Source organism: Streptomyces coelicoflavus (genome assembly GCF_045041415.1).
Lineage (GTDB): Bacteria > Actinomycetota > Actinomycetes > Streptomycetales > Streptomycetaceae > Streptomyces > Streptomyces coelicoflavus.
The window spans coordinates 6,035,290-6,053,103 of record NZ_CP108218.1; the positions used below are offsets into that span (position 1 = coordinate 6,035,290).

The window sequence follows — 17,814 nt, forward strand, 5'->3', positions numbered from 1 at the left end:
CGCTACGCCGACAGCTCCCGTTCCAACGGTGTCCGGAACCTCGGTGTGATCCGGGTCGTGCCCACCCAGGACGACAGGCGTTCCGCCTCAGCGCCGATCGCGGCCTCCGTGTCGCGGCCGACGCCCTCGCGGTCCAGCAGCCGCCAGACGATCTCTCCGTCGGCGCGCTGGGCCCAGCCGCCGATCACGCGGCCGTTCCACCACACCGTCGGGCCGACGTTGCCGCTGCGGTCGAACAGTTTCGGCCGCAGCCCGGGGGCGAGGTACCAGTCCCGCTGCTGCCAGCCCATCGCCGTCGGGTCCAGGGCGGGCAGCAGCGCCGCCCACGGCTCGGCCGGTCCGGCGACCGGGCCGGCGTCTCCGGCGACGACGTACCCCGTGCCCTCGTCCAGTGCCACCGCCTCCGCGCCGATCGCGGTCAGGGCCCGGCGCACCTCCGTCACCCGCCACCCGGTCCACCACTTGAGGTCGTCCTCGGTCGCCGGTCCGCACGCCGCCAGCCGGTGCCGCAGCAGCTCGGCCTGCGCCTCGCCCGGGTCCAGCTCGGGATGCTCGGGCGCCGGTGCCCAGCGGAACTGGCCGGACGTCCACGAACCCAGCGGCCGCCCCCGCACCACCTTGCCCTCCACGCCCAGCACCCTCAGAAGTTGGGTGGAGACGGTGTGCACGCCCTCGTAGCTCTTCCCGGCGGCATAGACGTACTGCTCCTTCAGGCGCGGCTCGTCGCGGGCCAGTTCGGCCGCCGTGGCCTGGCCGCGCCGGGCCAGCGCGGCCAGCGCCGACTCCTCGACCTCCGCCAGCCAGGCGGAGTCCGGGGCTCCCGCCTCCGCCATGTTCTTGAGCAGCCTGGCCCGCTCCCGGGCGGCGACGGTGCGGCCGGTCGAGGCGTGCACGACCGCCGTCAGCTCCGTGGGAAACACGAACACGGTGTGCCGCATGCCGTGCATCCGGACCAGCGTCCCGTCCTCGTACAGGGCCCGCTCCGTCTCGCCCACCGTCTTCGCCGCGTCCGCGAGCCGCGCGCCCACGGCCAGGTGGACCGCCGCCGGGTCCGTGCCGTGCAGTGCGACCAGTGATCCGGCGACCTCCTCCGGGCTCCCCGCCCGCGCGCTCGCCGCCAGCCGCTGCCGCAGGGCCAGCCGGTCCCGCCGCTCCGCCGCCCCGATGTGCCGTCGTCCGCCGTCACCCATGCAGGCCCTCCGCCCGTCCGTCCGCCCGTACGTCCTCGGTGTGCGTTCCCGTGCGTCCTCGGTACGGCCATCCTGCCCGACACCACTGACAGCCGGGGGGCGCGTCGCGGTCAGAGGCCGGGCGCTCCCCACACGGGGAACCAGCGGCCCAGGTCGCCCTCCACCGGCAGTTCGCCCGCGAGCGCCGCCCGGATCCGCAGTTCCAGCGCGTTGTCCCGCTGCCGCCGTTCGCCGGGCAGGGGCGCGAACGGGTAGAACGTGCCGCGCTTGTACAGGTAGACGAGGGCGAGCCGCCGCCCGTCGTCCTGCGCGAAACCGGCCAGGGAACACAGCAGCCGCGGGCCGAAGCCGCCCGCCTCCAAGGTGCTGTTCACCGCGTGCAGGTCGTTCACCAGGAGGGGCAGCTCGTCCGGGGAGCGGTGCGAGACGAGCCAGGAGTAGCCGTAGGAGTCGTGGGTCAGCTCCACCGGGGTCCGGCCGGCGTCCGCGTCCAGCAGGGCGCGGATCTCGCGGTGCGTGCGCTCGAACGCGGCGCCCTCGACCGTCGCGAAGCACACCGCCCCCTGACCGGTCGGCCGGAAGCCGGCCGACGCCTCCAGGCCCACCGCCGCCGAGGGCAGGGCGAAGAGCCGGTCGAGATCGGGCCCCACCGCCCTCGACCGGCCGAGCAGGATGTCCAGCAGTCCCATGCCCTGGTGTCCGTCCTTCCCGCGGCTCCCCGCGTCTCAGGCCCTGCCGGGCGCCGGCGCCTCGCCCAGCTCGGTGGAGATCCGGCCCAGCTGCTCGAGCCGCTGCTCCAAGGTCGGGTGGGTGGCGAAGAACCGGCCGAGGCCGGGGTCGCTGCCGAAGGCCGGAGTGAAGTAGAAGGCGTTGAAGGCCTGCGCCGTGCGCAGGTCCTTGGTCGGGATGCGGGCGATGTCGCCGGTGACCTTCGTGAGGGCCGCCGCCAGGGCCGAGGGGCGTCCGGTGAGCAGGGCCGCGGCCCGGTCGGCCGCCAGCTCCCGGTACCGGGACAGGGCCCGGATCAGCAGGAAGCTGAGCGCGTACACGGCGGCCGAGACACCCATCACGACGGCCAGCACGGCCATCGTGTTCTGGTCCCGGCGCCCGCCGAAGAGCTGAGAGTAGAAGGCGAACCGCACGATCAGTCCCGCGATCACACCCAGGAACGACGCCACCGTGATCACCGCGACGTCCTTGTGCGCCACGTGCGACAGCTCGTGCGCGAGCACGCCCTCCAGCTCCGCGGGCTCCAGCCGCCGCAGCAGCCCACTGGTGACGCAGACCACCGCGTTGTCCGGATTGCGGCCGGTCGCGAACGCGTTCGGCATCTCCGTCTCCGACACCGCGACCACCGGCTTCGGCATGTCGGCCATCGCCGCCAGCCGGTCCACCACTCCGTGCAGCTCCGGATACTCGTCCCGCTCCACGACCCGGCCGCGCATCGCGAACAGCGCGATCCGGTCGGAGAACCAGTACTGCGCCCCCAGCACCAGCGCCACGATCACCACGACCAGCACCCAGGACTTCAGCACCGCGATCAGCGCGGCGACGAAGCCCACGTACAGCAGACCGAGCAGGAACAGCGTGATCCCCATGCGCACGGTCAACCGCCGGTCACTCCGGAAGCGGCTCTGCATCTGTATCACCTCGCAGTCGCACACTCGTCCCGCTGTCCAGTGTGCACCCGGCGTCCCGGAGGCTACTGAGTGCCGGGCGACAACCGCCGGGTGCCCTAGTAGGGCGCCCGGAAGTTGAGGTAGCCCAGCAGCACGATCACCGCCGCCACGCAGCCCAGCACCACGGCCGTGGACACCCACGACGACCGGCGCGCGGAGCGCACGTGCTCGGGGTCGGCGCGGAAGGGGACCGGCCCGGGAGGGTTCTCCTTCCAGCGGGCGGCGAGCATCCGGGCCCGCGCCGAGGGCTCCTTGTGTTCGGCACCGTCGGCCCACCTCAGGTCGTACTCGCGCTCCTCGTCGTCCCGTTCCGGCATCTCCGGCACTCTCCCCGTCCCCCTGACTCGAACAACCGTCTTAGTGGACATGATCCCGGCACGCCCGCGGCCTGTGAAGTGTTTTCGGCCACGCACGGGCCACGAACGACGGCGCCCCCGCCCTCCGCAAGGGAAGGGACGGGGGCGCCGGACGTCGCGGGCCGGGCCCGGTCGGTCACACGTCTCAGTCAGACGTCTCGATCACACGTCTCGATCACACGTCGAAGTACATCTCGAACTCGTGCGGGTGCGGACGCAGCTGGAGCGGGGCGATCTCGTTGGCGCGCTTGAAGTCGATCCACGTCTCGATCAGGTCCGGCGTGAACACGTCGCCCTGGAGGAGGAACTCGTGGTCGGCCTCCAGGCGGTCGAGGACCGCGCCGAGGGAGGTCGGGACCTGCGCCACGTTGGCGTGCTCCTCGGGAGCCAGCTCGTAGAGGTCCTTGTCGATCGGCTCGGCCGGCTCGATCTTGTTCTTGATGCCGTCCAGGCCCGCGAGGAGCAGGGCGGAGAACGCCAGGTACGGGTTGCCGGAGGCGTCCGGGGCGCGGAACTCGACGCGCTTGGCCTTCGGGTTCGAGCCCGTGATCGGGATACGCATCGCGGCCGAGCGGTTGCGCTGCGAGTACACCAGGTTGACCGGCGCCTCGAAGCCCGGCACCAGGCGGTGGTAGGAGTTCACCGTCGGGTTGGTGAAGGCCAGCAGCGACGGGGCGTGCCTGAGGATGCCGCCGATGTAGTAGCGGGCGGTGTCCGACAGGCCGGCGTAGCCCTGCTCGTCGTAGAAGAGCGGCTCGCCGCCCGTCCACAGCGACTGGTGGACGTGCATGCCCGAGCCGTTGTCACCGAAGATCGGCTTCGGCATGAAGGTCGCCGTCTTGCCGTTGCGCCAGGCCACGTTCTTGACGATGTACTTGAAGAGCATCAGGTCGTCGGCGGCGGCGAGCAGCGTGTTGAACCTGTAGTTGATCTCGGCCTGGCCGGCGGTGCCCACCTCGTGGTGCAGGCGCTCCAGCTGGAGGCCGGAGCGCTGGAGCTCCAGGGACATCTCGGCGCGCAGGTCGGCGAAGTGGTCGACCGGCGGGACCGGGAAGTAGCCGCCCTTGTAGCGGACCTTGTAGCCGCGGTTGTCCTCCAGGGCACCGGTGTTCCAGGCGCCGGCCTCGGAGTCGATGTGGTAGAAGGACTCGTTCTCGGCGGTCTTGAAGCGCACCGAGTCGAAGACGTAGAACTCCGCCTCCGGGCCGAAGTACGCCGTGTCGGCGATGCCCGTGGACGCCAGGTACGCCTCGGCCTTCTTCGCCACGTTCCGCGGGTCGCGGGAGTACTGCTCGCCCGTGATCGGGTCGTGGATGAAGAAGTTGATGTTGAGGGTCTTGTCCCGGCGGAACGGGTCGACGCGCGCGGTGGACAGGTCGGGGCGCAGGGACATGTCCGACTCGTGGATGGCCTGGAAGCCGCGGATCGAGGATCCGTCGAAGGCCTGCTCGTCGTCGGGGTCGAACGCCTCGGCGGGCAGCGTGAAGTGCTGCATGACGCCCGGCAGGTCGCAGAACCGGACATCGACGAACTTGACGTCCTCGTCCGCGATGAACTTCTTGACGTCGTCGGCGTTCTGGAACATCCAGCTCCTCCTACTCCCGACCGTCCCGCCGGGTTGGTAGATCGTTCGTGCGGCCAGTGCGGGTGGCACACGCTTCCTCGACCCTAGGGACGGGTGATTTCTCGGGCGTGACCCATTTGTTTCGCAGAAGTTAACCGGCTCCCTCCCCAGCCTAGGCCGGTTCGGGGCGTCACACCCCACCGTCCCCGGTCCGTGTACGGGCGCAGTACCGTGGTCGGGTGGACAACAGGCAAGCAATCGGCTCGTGGCTCTCCGGCCCCCGCGCGGCCATCGAAGAGTCCGGCGCCGATCTCGGATACCGCGGCGAGCAGCTCGGTCTGCCCGAGGAGGGACCGGGCTCGATCGCCCGTCCGGGCAGGCGGCTCGGCGCGCTGGCCGTCGACTGGGCCCTGTGCTCCCTGATCGCATACGGCCTGATCACGGGCAGCTACGGGCAGACGGCGAGCAACTGGGCCCTGCTGATCTTCTTCGTGCTGAGCGTGCTGACCGTCGGCACGATCGGCTTCACCCCCGGCAAGCGCCTCTTCGGCCTGCGGGTCGTGGACCTCGCCACGGGGCGGCCCAGCCCGCTGCGCGCCCTGCTGCGCTCGGTCCTGCTGTGCCTCGCCCTCCCGGCGCTGATCTGGGACCGCGACGGCCGGGGCCTGCACGACCGGCTGGCACGCACCGTGGAAGTCCGCGTCTGACCCGCACGCACCGGACGGTGCCGTTACGACGGCGCCGGTACGACGACGGGGGCGGCCCGAGTGGATCGGGCCGCCCCCGTCGCCGTACCGGCGTCTCGGAGTGCTGCGGGTCAGCGCTGCCTGGGGTTGCCGCCGCGGGGCATCCGCATGCCCTTCGGCATCGGGCCCTTGGGCAGCGGCATGTTGCTCATCAGGTCGCCCAGGGCGCGCAGCCGGTCGTTGGTCACGGTGACCTGCGGGCCGCTCAGCACGCGGGGGAGCTTGAGCATGGTCGTGCGCAGCTTCTTCAGCTCGACCTGGCCCTCGCCGGTGCCCACGACCAGGTCGTGCACGGGGACGTCGGCGACGATGCGGTTCATCTTCTTCTTCTCGGCCGCGAGCAGGGACTTCACCCGGTTCGGGTTGCCCTCCGCGATCAGCACGATGCCGGCCTTGCCGACCGCGCGGTGCACCACGTCCTGGTTGCGGTTCATCGCCACCGCGGGGGTCGTCGTCCAGCCCCGGCCGATGTTGTCCAGTACCGCCGCCGCTGCGCCCGGCTGTCCCTCCATCTGGCCGAAGGCCGCCCGCTCGGCCCGGCGCCCGAAGACGATCGCCGTCGCGAGGAAGGCGAGCAGCAGGCCCAGGATGCCGAGATAGATGGGGTGACCGATCAAGAAACCGATCCCGAGGAGGACACCGAAGACGACGATGCCGACACCCGCGAGCACAAGACCGATCTTCTTGTCGGCCTTGCGGGTCATCTTGTAGGTCAGAGCGATCTGCTTCAGTCGCCCGGGGTTCGCAGCGTCCGCTGCGGGTTCCTTCCTCGCCATGGCACGAAGTCTACGTGCCCCCGAAAGCGCCGACGACGGCAGTGTCCGGCGGGCGGGGAGGCGGGGCGGTCGGGAGCCGGGCTCAGGGGCGGCCGGCGACGGACTGCCGCAGTGCCTGCTCCGTCTCGATCCGGTCCTTGGCGCGGCGGCGGTCCTCGAGGACCGAGTTCCACGCGTTGCGCCGGGCGGTGCGCTGGCCGCCGCTCATCAGCAGCGACTCGACGGCCCGCAGGGCGGTGGTGAACGACGGGATGGCGGTGGCGCGGACGGTGGTGGCACGGACGGCGGTGGGGCGAACGGGCGCGGCCTGCATCGTGGAGGTCCCCCCTCGGTACGGCTCCGGGTACGGAGACGGGTGTACGCGGTGGTGTACGTGCTGTGATTCCAGGGTCACTGATTGGTGTTACCAGGGCGTGACCCGCCGGTCAAACGCACATGAAGCCGCGTTGCCGTGCCCCGGAACGGATGCGCGGCCCCGACCGGTGCCCTCATCAGCGAGGACGGTCGGGGCCGCGACATCTCGGCCATTACTGGCGAGTAGTGACTTGTGCGAGAATTCACACGGTGGCGGACCGGCGCTGCTCCATGGCCATGCCGTAGAGCCGTCCCGCCCGGTACGAGGACCGCACCAGCGGGCCCGACATCACGCCGGAGAAGCCGATCTGCTCGGCCTCCTCCTTCAGCTCCACGAACTCCTGCGGCTTGACCCAGCGCTCCACGGGGTGGTGGCGCACGGACGGGCGCAGGTACTGCGTGATCGTGATCAGCTCGCAGCCGGCCTCGTGCAGCTCCTTCAGCGCCTCGCTGATCTCCTCGCGGGTCTCGCCCATGCCGAGGATCAGGTTCGACTTGGTGACCAGGCCGTAGTCGCGGGCGTCCGTGATGACCTTCAGGGAGCGCTCGTAGCGGAAGCCGGGGCGGATGCGCTTGAAGATCCGCGGGACCGTCTCGACGTTGTGCGCGAAGACCTCGGGGCGGGAGTCGAAGACCTCCCGCAGCAGCTCCGGCACCGCGTTGAAGTCGGGGGCCAGCAGCTCGACCTTGGTGCGGCCGTCGGCGCGCTCCGCGGTCTGCTGGTGGATCTGGCGCACCGTCTCCGCGTACAGCCAGGCGCCGCCGTCGGGGAGGTCGTCGCGGGCGACGCCGGTGATGGTGGCGTAGTTCAGGTCCATCGTGACCACGGACTCGCCGACGCGGCGCGGCTCGTCGCGGTCGAGTGCCTCGGGCTTGCCCGTGTCGATCTGGCAGAAGTCGCAGCGCCGGGTGCACTGGTCGCCGCCGATGAGGAAGGTCGCCTCGCGGTCCTCCCAGCACTCGTAGATGTTGGGACAGCCGGCTTCCTGGCAGACCGTGTGCAGGCCCTCGCTCTTCACCAGGTTCTGCATCTTGGTGTACTCGGGGCCCATTTTCGCCCGGGTCTTGATCCACTCGGGCTTGCGCTCGATGGGGGTCTGGCTGTTGCGGACCTCGAGGCGCAGCATCTTGCGTCCGTCGGGTGCGACTGCGGACACGACCGGCTCCCTAGCGATTGATTCTTCGGCGTTCTTCAGGGTACGCCCGTTGATTTGTTGGTCGGCGTTGGTGCTGGCCTTGCTGGGGGCTGCCGCCCCCAGGCCCCCGCTTCGGCCTGAACGGCCTCGTCCTCAAACGCCGGACGGGCTGGGTTTATGCCCCCGGCACTGGATTCGTGCCGCCGGGCTGGATTTATGCCGCCGGGGCTTTCTCGATCACCCTCGGCTTCAGGTCCGCGTTCTCCAGGATGTCGCGGAGGTGGCGTTCGGCCACCGGGAGGACCTCCTCGATGGTCACGTCGCGGCCGAGTTCGTTGGCCAGGGAGGCGACGCCCGCGTCGCGGATGCCGCAGGGGATGATCTTGTCGAACCACTTGTTGTCGGGGTTCACGTTCAGGGCGAAGCCGTGCATCGTGACGCCCTTGGCGACCCGGATGCCGATGGCGGCGATCTTGCGGTCCTCGCGGCGCTGGCCCGCGTTGGACGGGGCGTACTCGGGGCCGTTGAGGCGGGGGTCGAACTCGTCGTCGGTCAGGCGGGGGTCGAAGTCCAGGGAGAGGCCGCCGAGAACGGGGCGCTGCTCGACCGGATCGCCGAGGACCCAGACGCCGCTGCGGCCCTCCACCCGGGAGGTCTCCAGGCCGAACTCCGCGCAGGTGCGGATCAGGGCCTCCTCCAGGCGGCGGACGTGGGCCACCACGTCGACCGGGCGCGGGAGCTTCTGGACGGGGTAGCCCACCAGCTGGCCCGGGCCGTGCCAGGTGATCTTGCCGCCGCGGTCCACGTCGATCACCGGCGTGCCGTCCAGCGGACGCTCGCTCTCCTCGGTGCGCCGGCCGGCCGTGTAGACCGGCGGGTGTTCGAGGAGCAGCACGGTGTCGGGGACCTCGTCGGCGAACCGCGCGGCGTGCACCCGGCGCTGTTCGTCCCACGCCTCCTGGTAGTCGACGCGTTCGGCACCGAAGCCCATCCGGACGAAGCGCAGCTCACTCACGGCACGTGCCTCCCTGCAAGGTCGTAAGGCACGAAGCGTGCCCACGCCACTGTACGACCGCCCGTGCGTCGTCAGCCGGGCGGGCAATTCTCACACGATCGGATGAATGCAGGGCGAATTGTGCGATCGGGTGCTTACTCTCCGCTACATTCGCGCCGTTCACGAGGCCATAAGGGCTGCTCACAGGCGCTCCGGGCAATCGAACGCCCGGAAGGCAGGAGACCGCACCGCACCATGACGGAACGACCCGCGCAGCGCACCCCCAACCGCCAGCTCGCCGCGCTCATCGCCGAAGCGGGGTTCTCGAACGCGGGTCTCGCGCGTCGCGTCGACCAGCTCGGACTCGAACACGGCCTGGACCTGAGATACGACAAGACGTCCGTCACCCGGTGGCTGCGCGGCCAGCAGCCCCGCGGCACCACCCCGGCCCTGATCGCCGAGGTCTTCACCCGGCGCCTGGGCCGCCGCCTGACCGCCCAGGACCTCGGCCTGGACGCCTGCGCGCCCGTCTACGCGGGCCTGGAGTTCGCCGGCAGCCCGGAGGAGGCGGTCGACATCATCGGCGGGCTGTGGCGCAAGGACTCCGGCAGCCACGCCGAGCTGCGGAAGATCGCCTTCACTCCGGCCGGGCTCGTCGTGCCCAGCCGCGACTGGCTGATCGGCCGCGCCGACGAGAAGGTGGCCCGCACCGAGGTACCCGTGCGCATTCCCGCGCAGGGCCGCCCCGCGACCCCGAGGCTCGCCGTGCCGCTCGACCCGTCCAGGCGCCGGGCCGCCCCGGCCGAGCGCGGCCCGGGCCAGAGGGTCAGCGGCGGCGACCTCGCCGCGCTGCGCTCGGTCGGCGAGCTGTTCCGCAGCCTCGACGACCGGTACGGCGGCGGACACGCCCGCCAGGCCCTGGTGCGCTACCTGGAGCACGAGCTGGAGCCGATGCTGCGCGGCACCTACGGCGAGCAGACCGGCCGCCGCCTCTTCGCCGCCGCGGCCGACCTGACCCGCCTCGCGGGCTGGACCTCGTACGACATCGCCGCGCACGGTCTCGCCCAGCGGTACTTCGTGCAGGCGCTGCGGCTGTCGCAGGCGGCGGCGGACCGGGCGTACGGCTCGTACGTGCTGGTCACCATGAGCCGACAGGCCGTCTACCTGGGCCACGGGCGCGAGGCCGTGCAGCTCGCGCGGGTGGCGCAGCAGGGCGTGGGGACCTCCGCGCCGCCGGTCGTGCAGACGCTGCTGCACGCCGCCGAGGCACGGGCGCACGGCGTGCTCGGGGAGGTGCGGGCGTGCACGGCGGCGCTGGTGCGGGCCGAGCGCGCGATGGAGGCCGCCCGGCCCGGCGACGAGGTGCCGCACTGGGCGCGCTTCTTCGACGAGGCGCAGCTCGCCGACGAGTTCGGGCACTGCCACCGCGACCTCCAGCAGTTCCGCGCCGCCGCCCAGCACGCGGAACGCTCGCTGCAACTGCGCGCCCCCGTCTACGCCCGCAGCCGGCTGTTCTGCCGGGTCGTCCTCGCCACCGCCCGGCTCGGCCTCGGCGAACTCGACCAGGCCTGCCAGCTGGCCGCGGAGGCGGCGGGGCAGGCGGCCGAGATGCGCTCGGTGCGCGCCGCGGAGTACGTCCGCGACTTCGAGCGCCGCCTGGAGCCGTACCGGGACGCGGCCCCGGTCCGGGGGTACCGGGACAAGGTGGCCGCCCTGGGGTAGCGCCCGGACACCGGGCCTAGGCCGCCCGCGCCGGTCCCACCGCCTCCGCCGTGTGCATCGGCCGGCCGGCCCCGAGGTCGGTCAGGATCGCCGCCGAGGCCCGGTGGCCCGAGTGCAGCGCGCCCTGGACGGTGCTGGTGTCGCGGTGGTCGCCGCACACGTACAGCCCCGCCAGCAGCCGCACCGGCCTGCGGGGGTCGTGCGGCGGGCGCATCGCGGGCACCGCCTCGGGCGTGTGGTGCACGGCGAGGGTCTCCCAGCGGGTGGTCGGGGTGCCGTAGAGGCGGGACAGGTGGATGCGTACGGCGGTGTCGAGGTCGGGCGGGGGAGGGCCGAGGACCGTCGACGAGACGAGGGTGCGCCCGGCGGGCGCGCGGGACGGGTCCACCCGGCTGATCTGCGCCGTGTGGGCGACCGGGCCGCCGCGGTCGGCGTCGAGCAGCAGGGACGCGCCGGTCGTCGGCGGTTCGTCGGTGGTGTGGTGGACCACCGTCACCGGGTGGAAGTCCGGCACCCGCAGTCCCGGCAGCAGCTCGGCCGCCGCGCGGGCGTCGGTCGCCACCAGGACGGCCCGGCACCGGATCACGCCGTGCTCCGCGGTGGTCACGGCGTTGGTCGCCACCGAGGTGACGCGCACCCCGGTGTGCACCGTGCCCGGCGGCAGCGAGCGCGCCATGTGCTCCGGCAGGGCCTCCGCGCCGCCCTCCGGCAGGGCGAGGCGCCCGCCAGCGAAGGCGCGCAGCGCGAGGTCCGCGCACCGGCTGGACGTGGTGAGGTCCGGGTCGTACAGCAGGGCGGCGAGCAGCGGACGCAGGAAGCCGTCGATCGTGCGGGCGGGCAGCCCGCGGGCCGCCAGTGCCGTGGCGGCGGGCAGCTCCGGCCGGGCCAGCAGCCGCTCGGCCGGGGTGTGGGCGAGCCGGGCCAGCGCGGCACCGAGCCGGGCCTGGTCGACGGCGGTGCCGAGCGGGGCACCGGCACGGGTGCGGGGCGCGGCGGCCGGCCTGCCGGGCGCGCCGGGCGTGCCGACCGTGCGCCGGGGGGCGGGCATCGAGCGGGGGGCGCTCGCGAGGGCGCGCACCGCATGGAGTGCGCCCCGTGCGCTCCGTACGCCCGCCGGCGCTCCCGCGCGATGGTGACGGCCCTCGCTGTGCAGCAGGACCCCGGGGGCGAAGGGCAGCAGCGCGAGGCCGTCGAGCCCGGGGGTGCGGCGCAGTTCGGGATACGCCGTGGACAGCAGCTGTCCGATTCTGTCGAGCCGGAAACCGTCGACCTTCTCGGTGGCCATCCGGCCGCCCACCGTATGGGCGGCCTCCAGGACCGTGGTCGTCACTCCTGCGCTGGTCAGCCGTTCCGCCGCGGCGAGTCCGGCGATCCCGGCCCCCACGACGACGACGTCCGCCTGGTACGCGGGCTCAAGCACGTGCCCCTCCTCGAGGTTGCGCGGCCGCTGGAGACGTCATGCCCCCAACAGGCTTGAGGAATACCGGAGTTCGACACGAGGTTAGGGTCCGGAACGGTCAGGGGGAGTCGCACGGAGGCGGTACACGGTCGCACGGCGGTCGCATACGGGTGCGACGCGGCGGTCAATCGGTCATGCTTCGGACGCGCTTCGGACGCGATTCGGTCGTGGTCGGTCCCGGTGCGGCCGTGGTCGGTCGCGGTGCGGCCGTGGTCCGGACGCGATCCCGATGCGCATCGGTCGTGACGCGGCCGTCGCTACAGCGCCGCCCGGATCGCCCCGTCGATCTCCGGGAACGCGAAGCGGAAGCCCGACTCCAGGAGGCGGGCCGGGAGGACCCGGGCGCTGCCGAGGACGTCGCCCGCCATCTCGCCGAGCGCCGCCCGCAGCACCGGCGCGGGCACCGCGAACGGCGCCGGACGGTGCAGTACGCGGCCCATGGCCACCGTGACCTCACGGTTCGTCACCGGCCGCGGGGCGGTCAGGTTGAACGGGCCGGACAGGTCGTCCCGGTCCATGAGGTGCCGGATCGCCGCCACCTCGTCGTGCAGCGCCACGAAGGACCAGTACTGCGACCCGTCGCCCAGTCGCCCGCCGAGTCCCGCCCGGAAGAGCGGGAAGAGCCGCCCCCAGGCGCCGCCCCCGCGCGCGACGACCAGTCCGGTGCGCGTGAACACCGTCCGCACGCCCGCCTCCCGGGCCGGGGCCGCCGCGGCCTCCCACTCCACGCACAGGCCCGGCAGGAAGCCCTCCCCGGCGGGCGCGCTCTCGTCCACGGGCCGGTCGCCGGTCTCCCCGTAGTAGCCCATCGCGCTGCCGTTCACGAAGACGCGCGGCGGCCGGTCCATCGAGGCGACGGCCTCCGCGAGCGCCGTCGTGCCGTGCACCCGGCTGCTGCGGATGAGGGTCTTGTACGCGTCGGTCCAGCGGCGGTCGCCCACCCCGGCCCCGGCCAGGTTGACCACGGCGTCGCAGCCCTCAAGGCCGGCCGCGTCCACCCGCCCGTGCTCGGGGTCCCAGCGGACCTCGTCCGCACTCCCGGGCGCGTGCCGCACCAGGCGCACCACCTCGTGGCCGTCCGCGGCCAGGGACCGCGCCAGCGCGCTGCCGATGAGACCGGACGCGCCGGCCACCGCGATGCGGGAACGTCCCCTGCCCAAGCGTCCGTCGTTCATGGGCCCATCCTGCCGGGTGGCCCGGGGAAAACCACGGAACGGTCGCCGCCACCGCGTCGTACAGTGACCGTCATGCCAGCTCCGCACATACGCCCCGCCAGGTCCGAGGACGAGGAACCGCTGCGCCGGATCGACCACGAGACCTGGTCCTACCTGCACGCCGTCTCGCCCCCGCCGGGGCCGGACGAGCCCTTCTTCCGTGACACCTGCGGGCCCGACGCCCACCTGGTCGCCGAACTCGACGGCGCCGTCGTCGGCTACGTCCGGCTCGGCTTCCCCACCCCGCTGGACTCCAACACCCACGTCCGCCAGATCCGCGGCCTCGCCGTCGCGGGCGCGGCCCGGGGACACGGCGTGGGGCGGGCCCTGGTCCGGGCCGCCGTCGAGGACGCCCGGCAGCGAGGCTTCCGCCGGATCACCCTGCGTGTCCTCGGCCACAACACGGCGGCCCGGAAGCTCTACGAGTCCGAGGGCTTCGTCGTCGAGGGCGTACAGCCCGAGGAGTTCCACCTCGACGGCCGGTACGTCGACGACGTGCTGATGGGACAGATGCTGACCGGCCCGGCCGGGGCCGCGCTCACGACGTGACGGGCTCGCCCGTGTCCACCGCCCGCGTGGCGTCCGCGGCGTCGCGCGCCTCGGAGGCCACCTCGGCGGCCGTCAGCACGTAGCCGGTCTCCGCATCGGAGGTGGAACGGGCGAACACCACTCCGTACACCCGGCCGTCGGTGGTCAGCAGGGGTCCGCCCGAGTTGCCGGGGCGGACCGTGGAACGGATCGAGTAGATCTCCCGGGTGACGTTCTCGTCGTTGTAGATGTTCTGGCCGGTGGCGCGGATCCGGTTGGCGACCGTCGCCGCCCGCAGGTCCAGCGCCCCGTCCTGCGGATAGCCCGCGACCACCGCCGCGTCGCCGCGCGAGGCGTCCTCCTCGAACCGCAGCACCGGCGCCCGCAGATCGGGGACGTACAGCACGGCCACGTCCTTGTCCGGGTCGAACAGCACCACCCGCGCCTCGTACGTGGGGCCCACGCCGCCGACCCGGACGCTCGGGGCGTCGATGCCGGCCACCACGTGGGCGTTGGTCATCACGTGCTCCGGCGCGTACACGAAGCCGCTGCCCTCTCGGCCCTGGGCGCCGGCCACGCCCTCCACCTTCACCGTGCTCAGCCTGGCCGCGCGGGTCGCCGCGGGCGTGACGCTGTCGCCCGAGGGCTCGGCGACCTCGGCGGCCGACTCGTTCTCGAACGGGTTGAAGACCTGCGGGAACCCGGCGTCGGCCAGCGCGGTCGTCGCCCGGGAGAACCACGCCGGGGTGGTGTCCGGCATCACCCGCTGCACCGCGCCCAGCACGCTCGAGTCCCGGATCGCCGAGGTGAGCAGGGAGGACGAGGACGCCGCGAGGACGCTCGCCGCCACCCACGCCACGATCAGCGCCGCCGCCGAGTTCGCCACCGCCCCGCCGACCCCGTCGGCCACCCTGAGCGGACCGGCGTCCAGTTCCCGGCGCAGCCGCAGCGCGAGCCGCCCCGCCAGCTCGTGGCCCACCATCGCCGGGAGCAGCACCGTGACCACCGCGACCACCGTCGCCCCGGTCGAGCCCCGCGCGACCAGGTCCATCACCCAAGGCAGCACCCACACGCCGAGCACCGCGCCGCCCACGAAGCCGGCCAGCGACACGCAGCCCGCCACCAGCCCGCGCCGGTACCCGGACGCCGCGTAGGCCAGCACCACCAGCGCCAGCACGATGTCGAGCAGGTCCACGCGAACCGCCTTTCTGCCGGACCCCGGGACCCTCAGTACGTGCCGTACCGGGCCGATGATCAGCCTGAAACGCACGACCGTCCGAAGAGGGGTCGTCCATGCGAGCGAACGTGTGCGGTCTACCGTGGAACGCCGTGCACCGGGACGATGGTTCCACCGGGTGGCACACCACACATCGCGGACAGAGCGGATCCGCCGGACAGTAGGACCATGCCAGTCTTCCGAGGACCGCGCCGGGCCCGGGAGCGCCGTACCTCCCGCACACCCGGCGCCGCCGGTGTCCCGGCCCCGGCCCGGGCGCTGCTCGGCGCCCTGCCCGGGCTGGCCGCCGTCGCCGCGCTCTTCCTGTGCGCGAACGGCGTGCAACGGGCAGCCGACGCACAGACCGCCGACGCCGCCCCGGCCGCCGCCACCGACCGGTACGCCGCGCCCCGGCCCGACATCGTGCCCCGGTCGGTCTGGCTGGGCGACGCCGCCCGCGCCCAGCCCGCCCCCCGCTACGACGACAAGGTCGTCGCCGTCTTCGTCCACCACACGGACACGCCCAACGGCTACGACTGCGCCGACGTGCCGGCCATCCTGCGCGGCGTGTACCAGGGCCAGACGGGCGCCCGGGACTGGGACGACATCGGCTACAACTTCGTGGTCGACCGCTGCGGCACCGTCTACGAGGGCCGCGCCGGGGGCATCGACCGTCCCGTCACCGGCGCCCACACCCAGGGCTTCAACCACCGCACCACCGGGATCGCCGCCCTCGGCACCTACACCGCCGGGGTGCCCGTGCCCGACGAGCTGACCGACGCGATCGCCGCCGTGACCGCCTGGAAGCTCGGCGGGAGCGGCACCGACCCGCGCGGGAAGGCCGTCCTGGTCTCCAGCAACGGCCTCAGCCGGTTCGCCGCGGGCGCCACCGCCACGCTGCCCGCCGTCGCGGGCCACGACGACGGCTACCCGACCAGTTGCCCGGGAGCCGCCCTCACCGCACGCCTCGGCGACATCAGGGACACGGCGGCCCGTCTCCAGGGCCGCGCCTGACCGTCCGGGTCCTCAGTCGGGCCCGAACCTCGCCCACAGGCGGGGCAGGCGCTCGGCGAGGGCCCGGTCGTTCTCGAGGTCGACCGGCGTGCCCAGCGGCTCGGCGGGCGCGGGCGCGATGCCCAGATCGGGGGCGACGGTGCCGGTGAGCTGTTCGTAGGCCTCGTCGGCCGCGTAGCCCAGCTCCTCGCCGTCGCCGTCCAGCTCCTCGTCGAAGTCGTCCAGCAGTTCGGCGAGCGAGTCGGGGTCGTGCACCGCGCCCTCGTAGACCTCACGGCCCTGGCCGATCAGCCAGCACCGGAAGAAGTCGAAGGCGTCGTCGCTCGCCCCGCCGAGCAGCACCCACGCCGCGCCCCACAGGTCCCAGGCGCAGGCGCGGTTGTAGCGGGCCTCGAAGTGGCGGGCGAAGTCGAGCACCAGGTCCGGGTCCATGCCGAGCAGCCGCTCCACGAGCAGGTCGGCCTGGTCCTCGGGATCACCGTCGGCCCGCTGCCGGGCGGCGTCGATCAACTCCCAGAACTCCGTCTCGTCCATCACGGCTCCAGCATCGACCCTGGACGAGAACGCCGCACGCGGAGTACGACGGATCGTTATACGCGCCGCTGCCGCTGCCGCTGCCGCTGCCGCTGCTGCCGCCCCGTAGCTGCGGGCAGTCGTGCCTCCCCCAGTGCCTGAACGGCCTGGGAGGTACCCCCAGGGGCGGCACGGGTGGGCGCAGCGGCACCCCGCACCGCCGGGCTGCGCTCCCACCCCGCGCCCACACCCACGCCGGGCACCCTGCGACGCCGGGCTGCGCTCCTATGCCGGGCCCCGGTGGACTCACCCCCCGTACAACCCCGCCAACCGCCCCGCATCCCGCGCGAAGCGCCCCCGCAGCGCCGCCGGCGCCAACACCTCCACCTCCGGCCCGAGCCCGCGCAGCTGCTCGTGCGCGACCTCCTCCGACTCCACCGGCAGCGTCACCGTCACCCAGCCCTCCGCGTCCGGCGCCCCGGCGGCCTCCAGCGCCTCCCGGGCGGCCGGCGCGTCGACGACGTGCGGCAGCCTCCGTACGCCGTCGGCCGACAGCCGCACCATCACCTCCGCCCGCAGAATCGACCGCGCGAACTCCTCGGCCCGCTCCGCCCAGAACGCGGGCAGGTCGAAGTCCCCGTCCCGCTCGAAGCGCTCCCCGCCCGCCTCCACCGCCGTGAACCGGTCGATGCGGTACACCCGGAAGGACCCGCCGCCCGCCGCCCGTGCCACCCGCGCGCACAGGTACCAGACGCCGGCCTTCAGCACGAGCCCGTACGGCTCCAGCTCCCGCACCACCTCCTCCTCCCCGCGCCGGTAGCGCGCGGCGACGCGCCGGTCGTCCCAGACCGCGTCCGCCACCGCCGGCAGCAGCTCGGGCGTCTCGGGCTCGCGGAACCAGCTGGGCGCGTCGAGGTGGAACCGCTGGGCGGCCGTACGGGAGGCGTCCCGCAGGGAGGGGAGCAGGGCCGCCGACACCTTCAGGCGAGCCGCCGAGGCCGCGTCCTCCAGGCCCATCTCGCGCAGTGCCCCGGGGACCCCCGACAGGAACAGCGCCTCCGCCTCGCCCCGGGCCAGCCCGGTGAGCCGGGTGCGGTAGCCGCCGACCAGGCGGTAGCCCCCGGCCCGCCCCCGCTCCGCGTACACCGGCACGCCCGCCTCCGACAGCGCCTGCGCGTCCCGCGTCACCGTGCGCTCCGACACCTCCAGCTCCCGGGCCAGCTCGGCCGCGGTCATGGCCGGGCGGGACTGGAGGAGCAGCACCATCTTGATGAGGCGGGCAGCACGCATCCCCACATGATGCAGGAGGACGCGGAAGGCCCCCGCCGCGGCGGGGGCCTCCACTCACATCGG

At 73.3% G+C, this 17,814-nt stretch carries 18 protein-coding genes; 4 read left to right on the forward strand and 14 right to left on the reverse strand.

The genetic code is table 11. The features are described 5' to 3' along the window. Window positions 1–2: 2 nt before the first annotated feature. The 5 genes from OHA99_RS27020 to glnA all read right to left on the reverse strand — a co-directional run bounded on the left by OHA99_RS27020 (window position 3) and on the right by glnA (window position 4,810). A complete protein-coding gene (locus OHA99_RS27020; protein ID WP_405698253.1) occupies window positions 3–1,190 on the reverse strand; it encodes a winged helix DNA-binding domain-containing protein in 1,188 nt (395 codons plus the stop codon). 110 nt (window positions 1,191–1,300) lie between these two features. Then, entirely contained in the window at window positions 1,301–1,879 is a 579-nt protein-coding gene (pspAB, locus tag OHA99_RS27025; protein ID WP_153180200.1) for a PspA-associated protein PspAB, read from the reverse strand. Between the two features lie 36 nt (window positions 1,880–1,915). Continuing rightward, the gene (gene htpX, locus OHA99_RS27030; protein WP_405698254.1) at window positions 1,916–2,830 is read right to left on the reverse strand and encodes a zinc metalloprotease HtpX; all 915 of its coding nucleotides are present in this window, start codon (window positions 2,828–2,830) and stop codon (window positions 1,916–1,918) included. A gap of 95 nt (window positions 2,831–2,925) precedes the next feature. Continuing rightward, complete coding sequence (locus OHA99_RS27035; protein ID WP_164385042.1) at window positions 2,926–3,186, reverse strand: hypothetical protein; 261 nt, start codon at window positions 3,184–3,186, stop codon at window positions 2,926–2,928. Between the two features lie 214 nt (window positions 3,187–3,400). Then, entirely contained in the window at window positions 3,401–4,810 is a 1,410-nt protein-coding gene (glnA, locus tag OHA99_RS27040; RefSeq protein WP_153180203.1) for a type I glutamate--ammonia ligase, read from the reverse strand. Between the two features lie 218 nt (window positions 4,811–5,028). On the opposite strand from glnA, the gene OHA99_RS27045 reads away from it, so the two are divergent. After that, window positions 5,029–5,496 carry an RDD family protein gene (locus tag OHA99_RS27045; protein WP_054103302.1) on the forward strand — a complete coding sequence of 156 codons (468 nt, stop codon included), beginning with the start codon at window positions 5,029–5,031 and terminating at the stop codon, window positions 5,494–5,496. Window positions 5,497–5,606: 110 nt separating this feature from the next. Here OHA99_RS27045 and OHA99_RS27050 read toward each other — a convergent pair whose 3' ends face one another. The 4 genes from OHA99_RS27050 to lipB form a co-directional block, all read right to left on the reverse strand. Continuing rightward, window positions 5,607–6,311: a DUF4191 domain-containing protein gene (locus OHA99_RS27050; RefSeq protein ID WP_153180204.1), complete on the reverse strand. Its 705-nt coding sequence runs from the start codon at window positions 6,309–6,311 to the stop codon at window positions 5,607–5,609. 82 nt (window positions 6,312–6,393) lie between these two features. Further along, complete coding sequence (locus OHA99_RS27055; RefSeq protein WP_153180205.1) at window positions 6,394–6,624, reverse strand: hypothetical protein; 231 nt, start codon at window positions 6,622–6,624, stop codon at window positions 6,394–6,396. 244 nt (window positions 6,625–6,868) lie between these two features. Beyond that, on the reverse strand, window positions 6,869–7,822 hold the full coding sequence (gene lipA / locus OHA99_RS27060) for a lipoyl synthase (protein WP_102927476.1): 954 nt from the start codon (window positions 7,820–7,822) through the stop codon (window positions 6,869–6,871). A gap of 193 nt (window positions 7,823–8,015) precedes the next feature. Then, window positions 8,016–8,816, reverse strand: coding sequence for a lipoyl(octanoyl) transferase LipB (gene lipB, locus OHA99_RS27065; protein WP_405698255.1), 801 nt, complete (start codon window positions 8,814–8,816; stop codon window positions 8,016–8,018). Between the two features lie 234 nt (window positions 8,817–9,050). Here lipB and OHA99_RS27070 point away from each other — a divergent pair, with 234 nt between their 5' ends. Next, entirely contained in the window at window positions 9,051–10,517 is a 1,467-nt protein-coding gene (locus tag OHA99_RS27070; RefSeq protein ID WP_153180207.1) for a regulator, read from the forward strand. A 16-nt stretch (window positions 10,518–10,533) separates the two neighbouring features. On the opposite strand, the gene OHA99_RS27075 is transcribed toward OHA99_RS27070, so the two are convergent. Further along, window positions 10,534–11,937 carry an NAD(P)/FAD-dependent oxidoreductase gene (locus OHA99_RS27075; protein ID WP_405698256.1) on the reverse strand — a complete coding sequence of 468 codons (1,404 nt, stop codon included), beginning with the start codon at window positions 11,935–11,937 and terminating at the stop codon, window positions 10,534–10,536. Between the two features lie 296 nt (window positions 11,938–12,233). Next, window positions 12,234–13,151: a TIGR01777 family oxidoreductase gene (locus OHA99_RS27080; protein WP_153180209.1), complete on the reverse strand. Its 918-nt coding sequence runs from the start codon at window positions 13,149–13,151 to the stop codon at window positions 12,234–12,236. 72 nt (window positions 13,152–13,223) lie between these two features. Between OHA99_RS27080 and OHA99_RS27085 the strand changes: the two genes are divergently transcribed. Then, window positions 13,224–13,739 (forward strand): GNAT family N-acetyltransferase, encoded by a 516-nt coding sequence (locus tag OHA99_RS27085; protein ID WP_205616744.1) that lies wholly within the window; start codon window positions 13,224–13,226, stop codon window positions 13,737–13,739. Here OHA99_RS27085 and OHA99_RS27090 read toward each other — a convergent pair. Further along, on the reverse strand, window positions 13,729–14,913 hold the full coding sequence (locus OHA99_RS27090) for a MarP family serine protease (protein ID WP_405698257.1): 1,185 nt from the start codon (window positions 14,911–14,913) through the stop codon (window positions 13,729–13,731). The genes OHA99_RS27085 and OHA99_RS27090 overlap by 11 nt on opposite strands. Before the next feature lie 147 nt (window positions 14,914–15,060). Here OHA99_RS27090 and OHA99_RS27095 point away from each other — a divergent pair, with 147 nt between their 5' ends. Then, window positions 15,061–15,948 carry a peptidoglycan recognition protein gene (locus tag OHA99_RS27095; protein WP_405698258.1) on the forward strand — a complete coding sequence of 296 codons (888 nt, stop codon included), beginning with the start codon at window positions 15,061–15,063 and terminating at the stop codon, window positions 15,946–15,948. A 12-nt stretch (window positions 15,949–15,960) separates the two neighbouring features. Here the strand turns inward: OHA99_RS27095 and OHA99_RS27100 are convergent, their stop codons facing one another. Both OHA99_RS27100 and OHA99_RS27105 read right to left on the reverse strand, forming a co-directional pair. Continuing rightward, the gene (locus tag OHA99_RS27100; protein WP_164385050.1) at window positions 15,961–16,482 is read right to left on the reverse strand and encodes a DUF4240 domain-containing protein; all 522 of its coding nucleotides are present in this window, start codon (window positions 16,480–16,482) and stop codon (window positions 15,961–15,963) included. Window positions 16,483–16,767: 285 nt separating this feature from the next. Further along, window positions 16,768–17,751 (reverse strand): helix-turn-helix transcriptional regulator, encoded by a 984-nt coding sequence (locus OHA99_RS27105; protein WP_405698259.1) that lies wholly within the window; start codon window positions 17,749–17,751, stop codon window positions 16,768–16,770. Window positions 17,752–17,814: the final 63 nt, after the last annotated feature.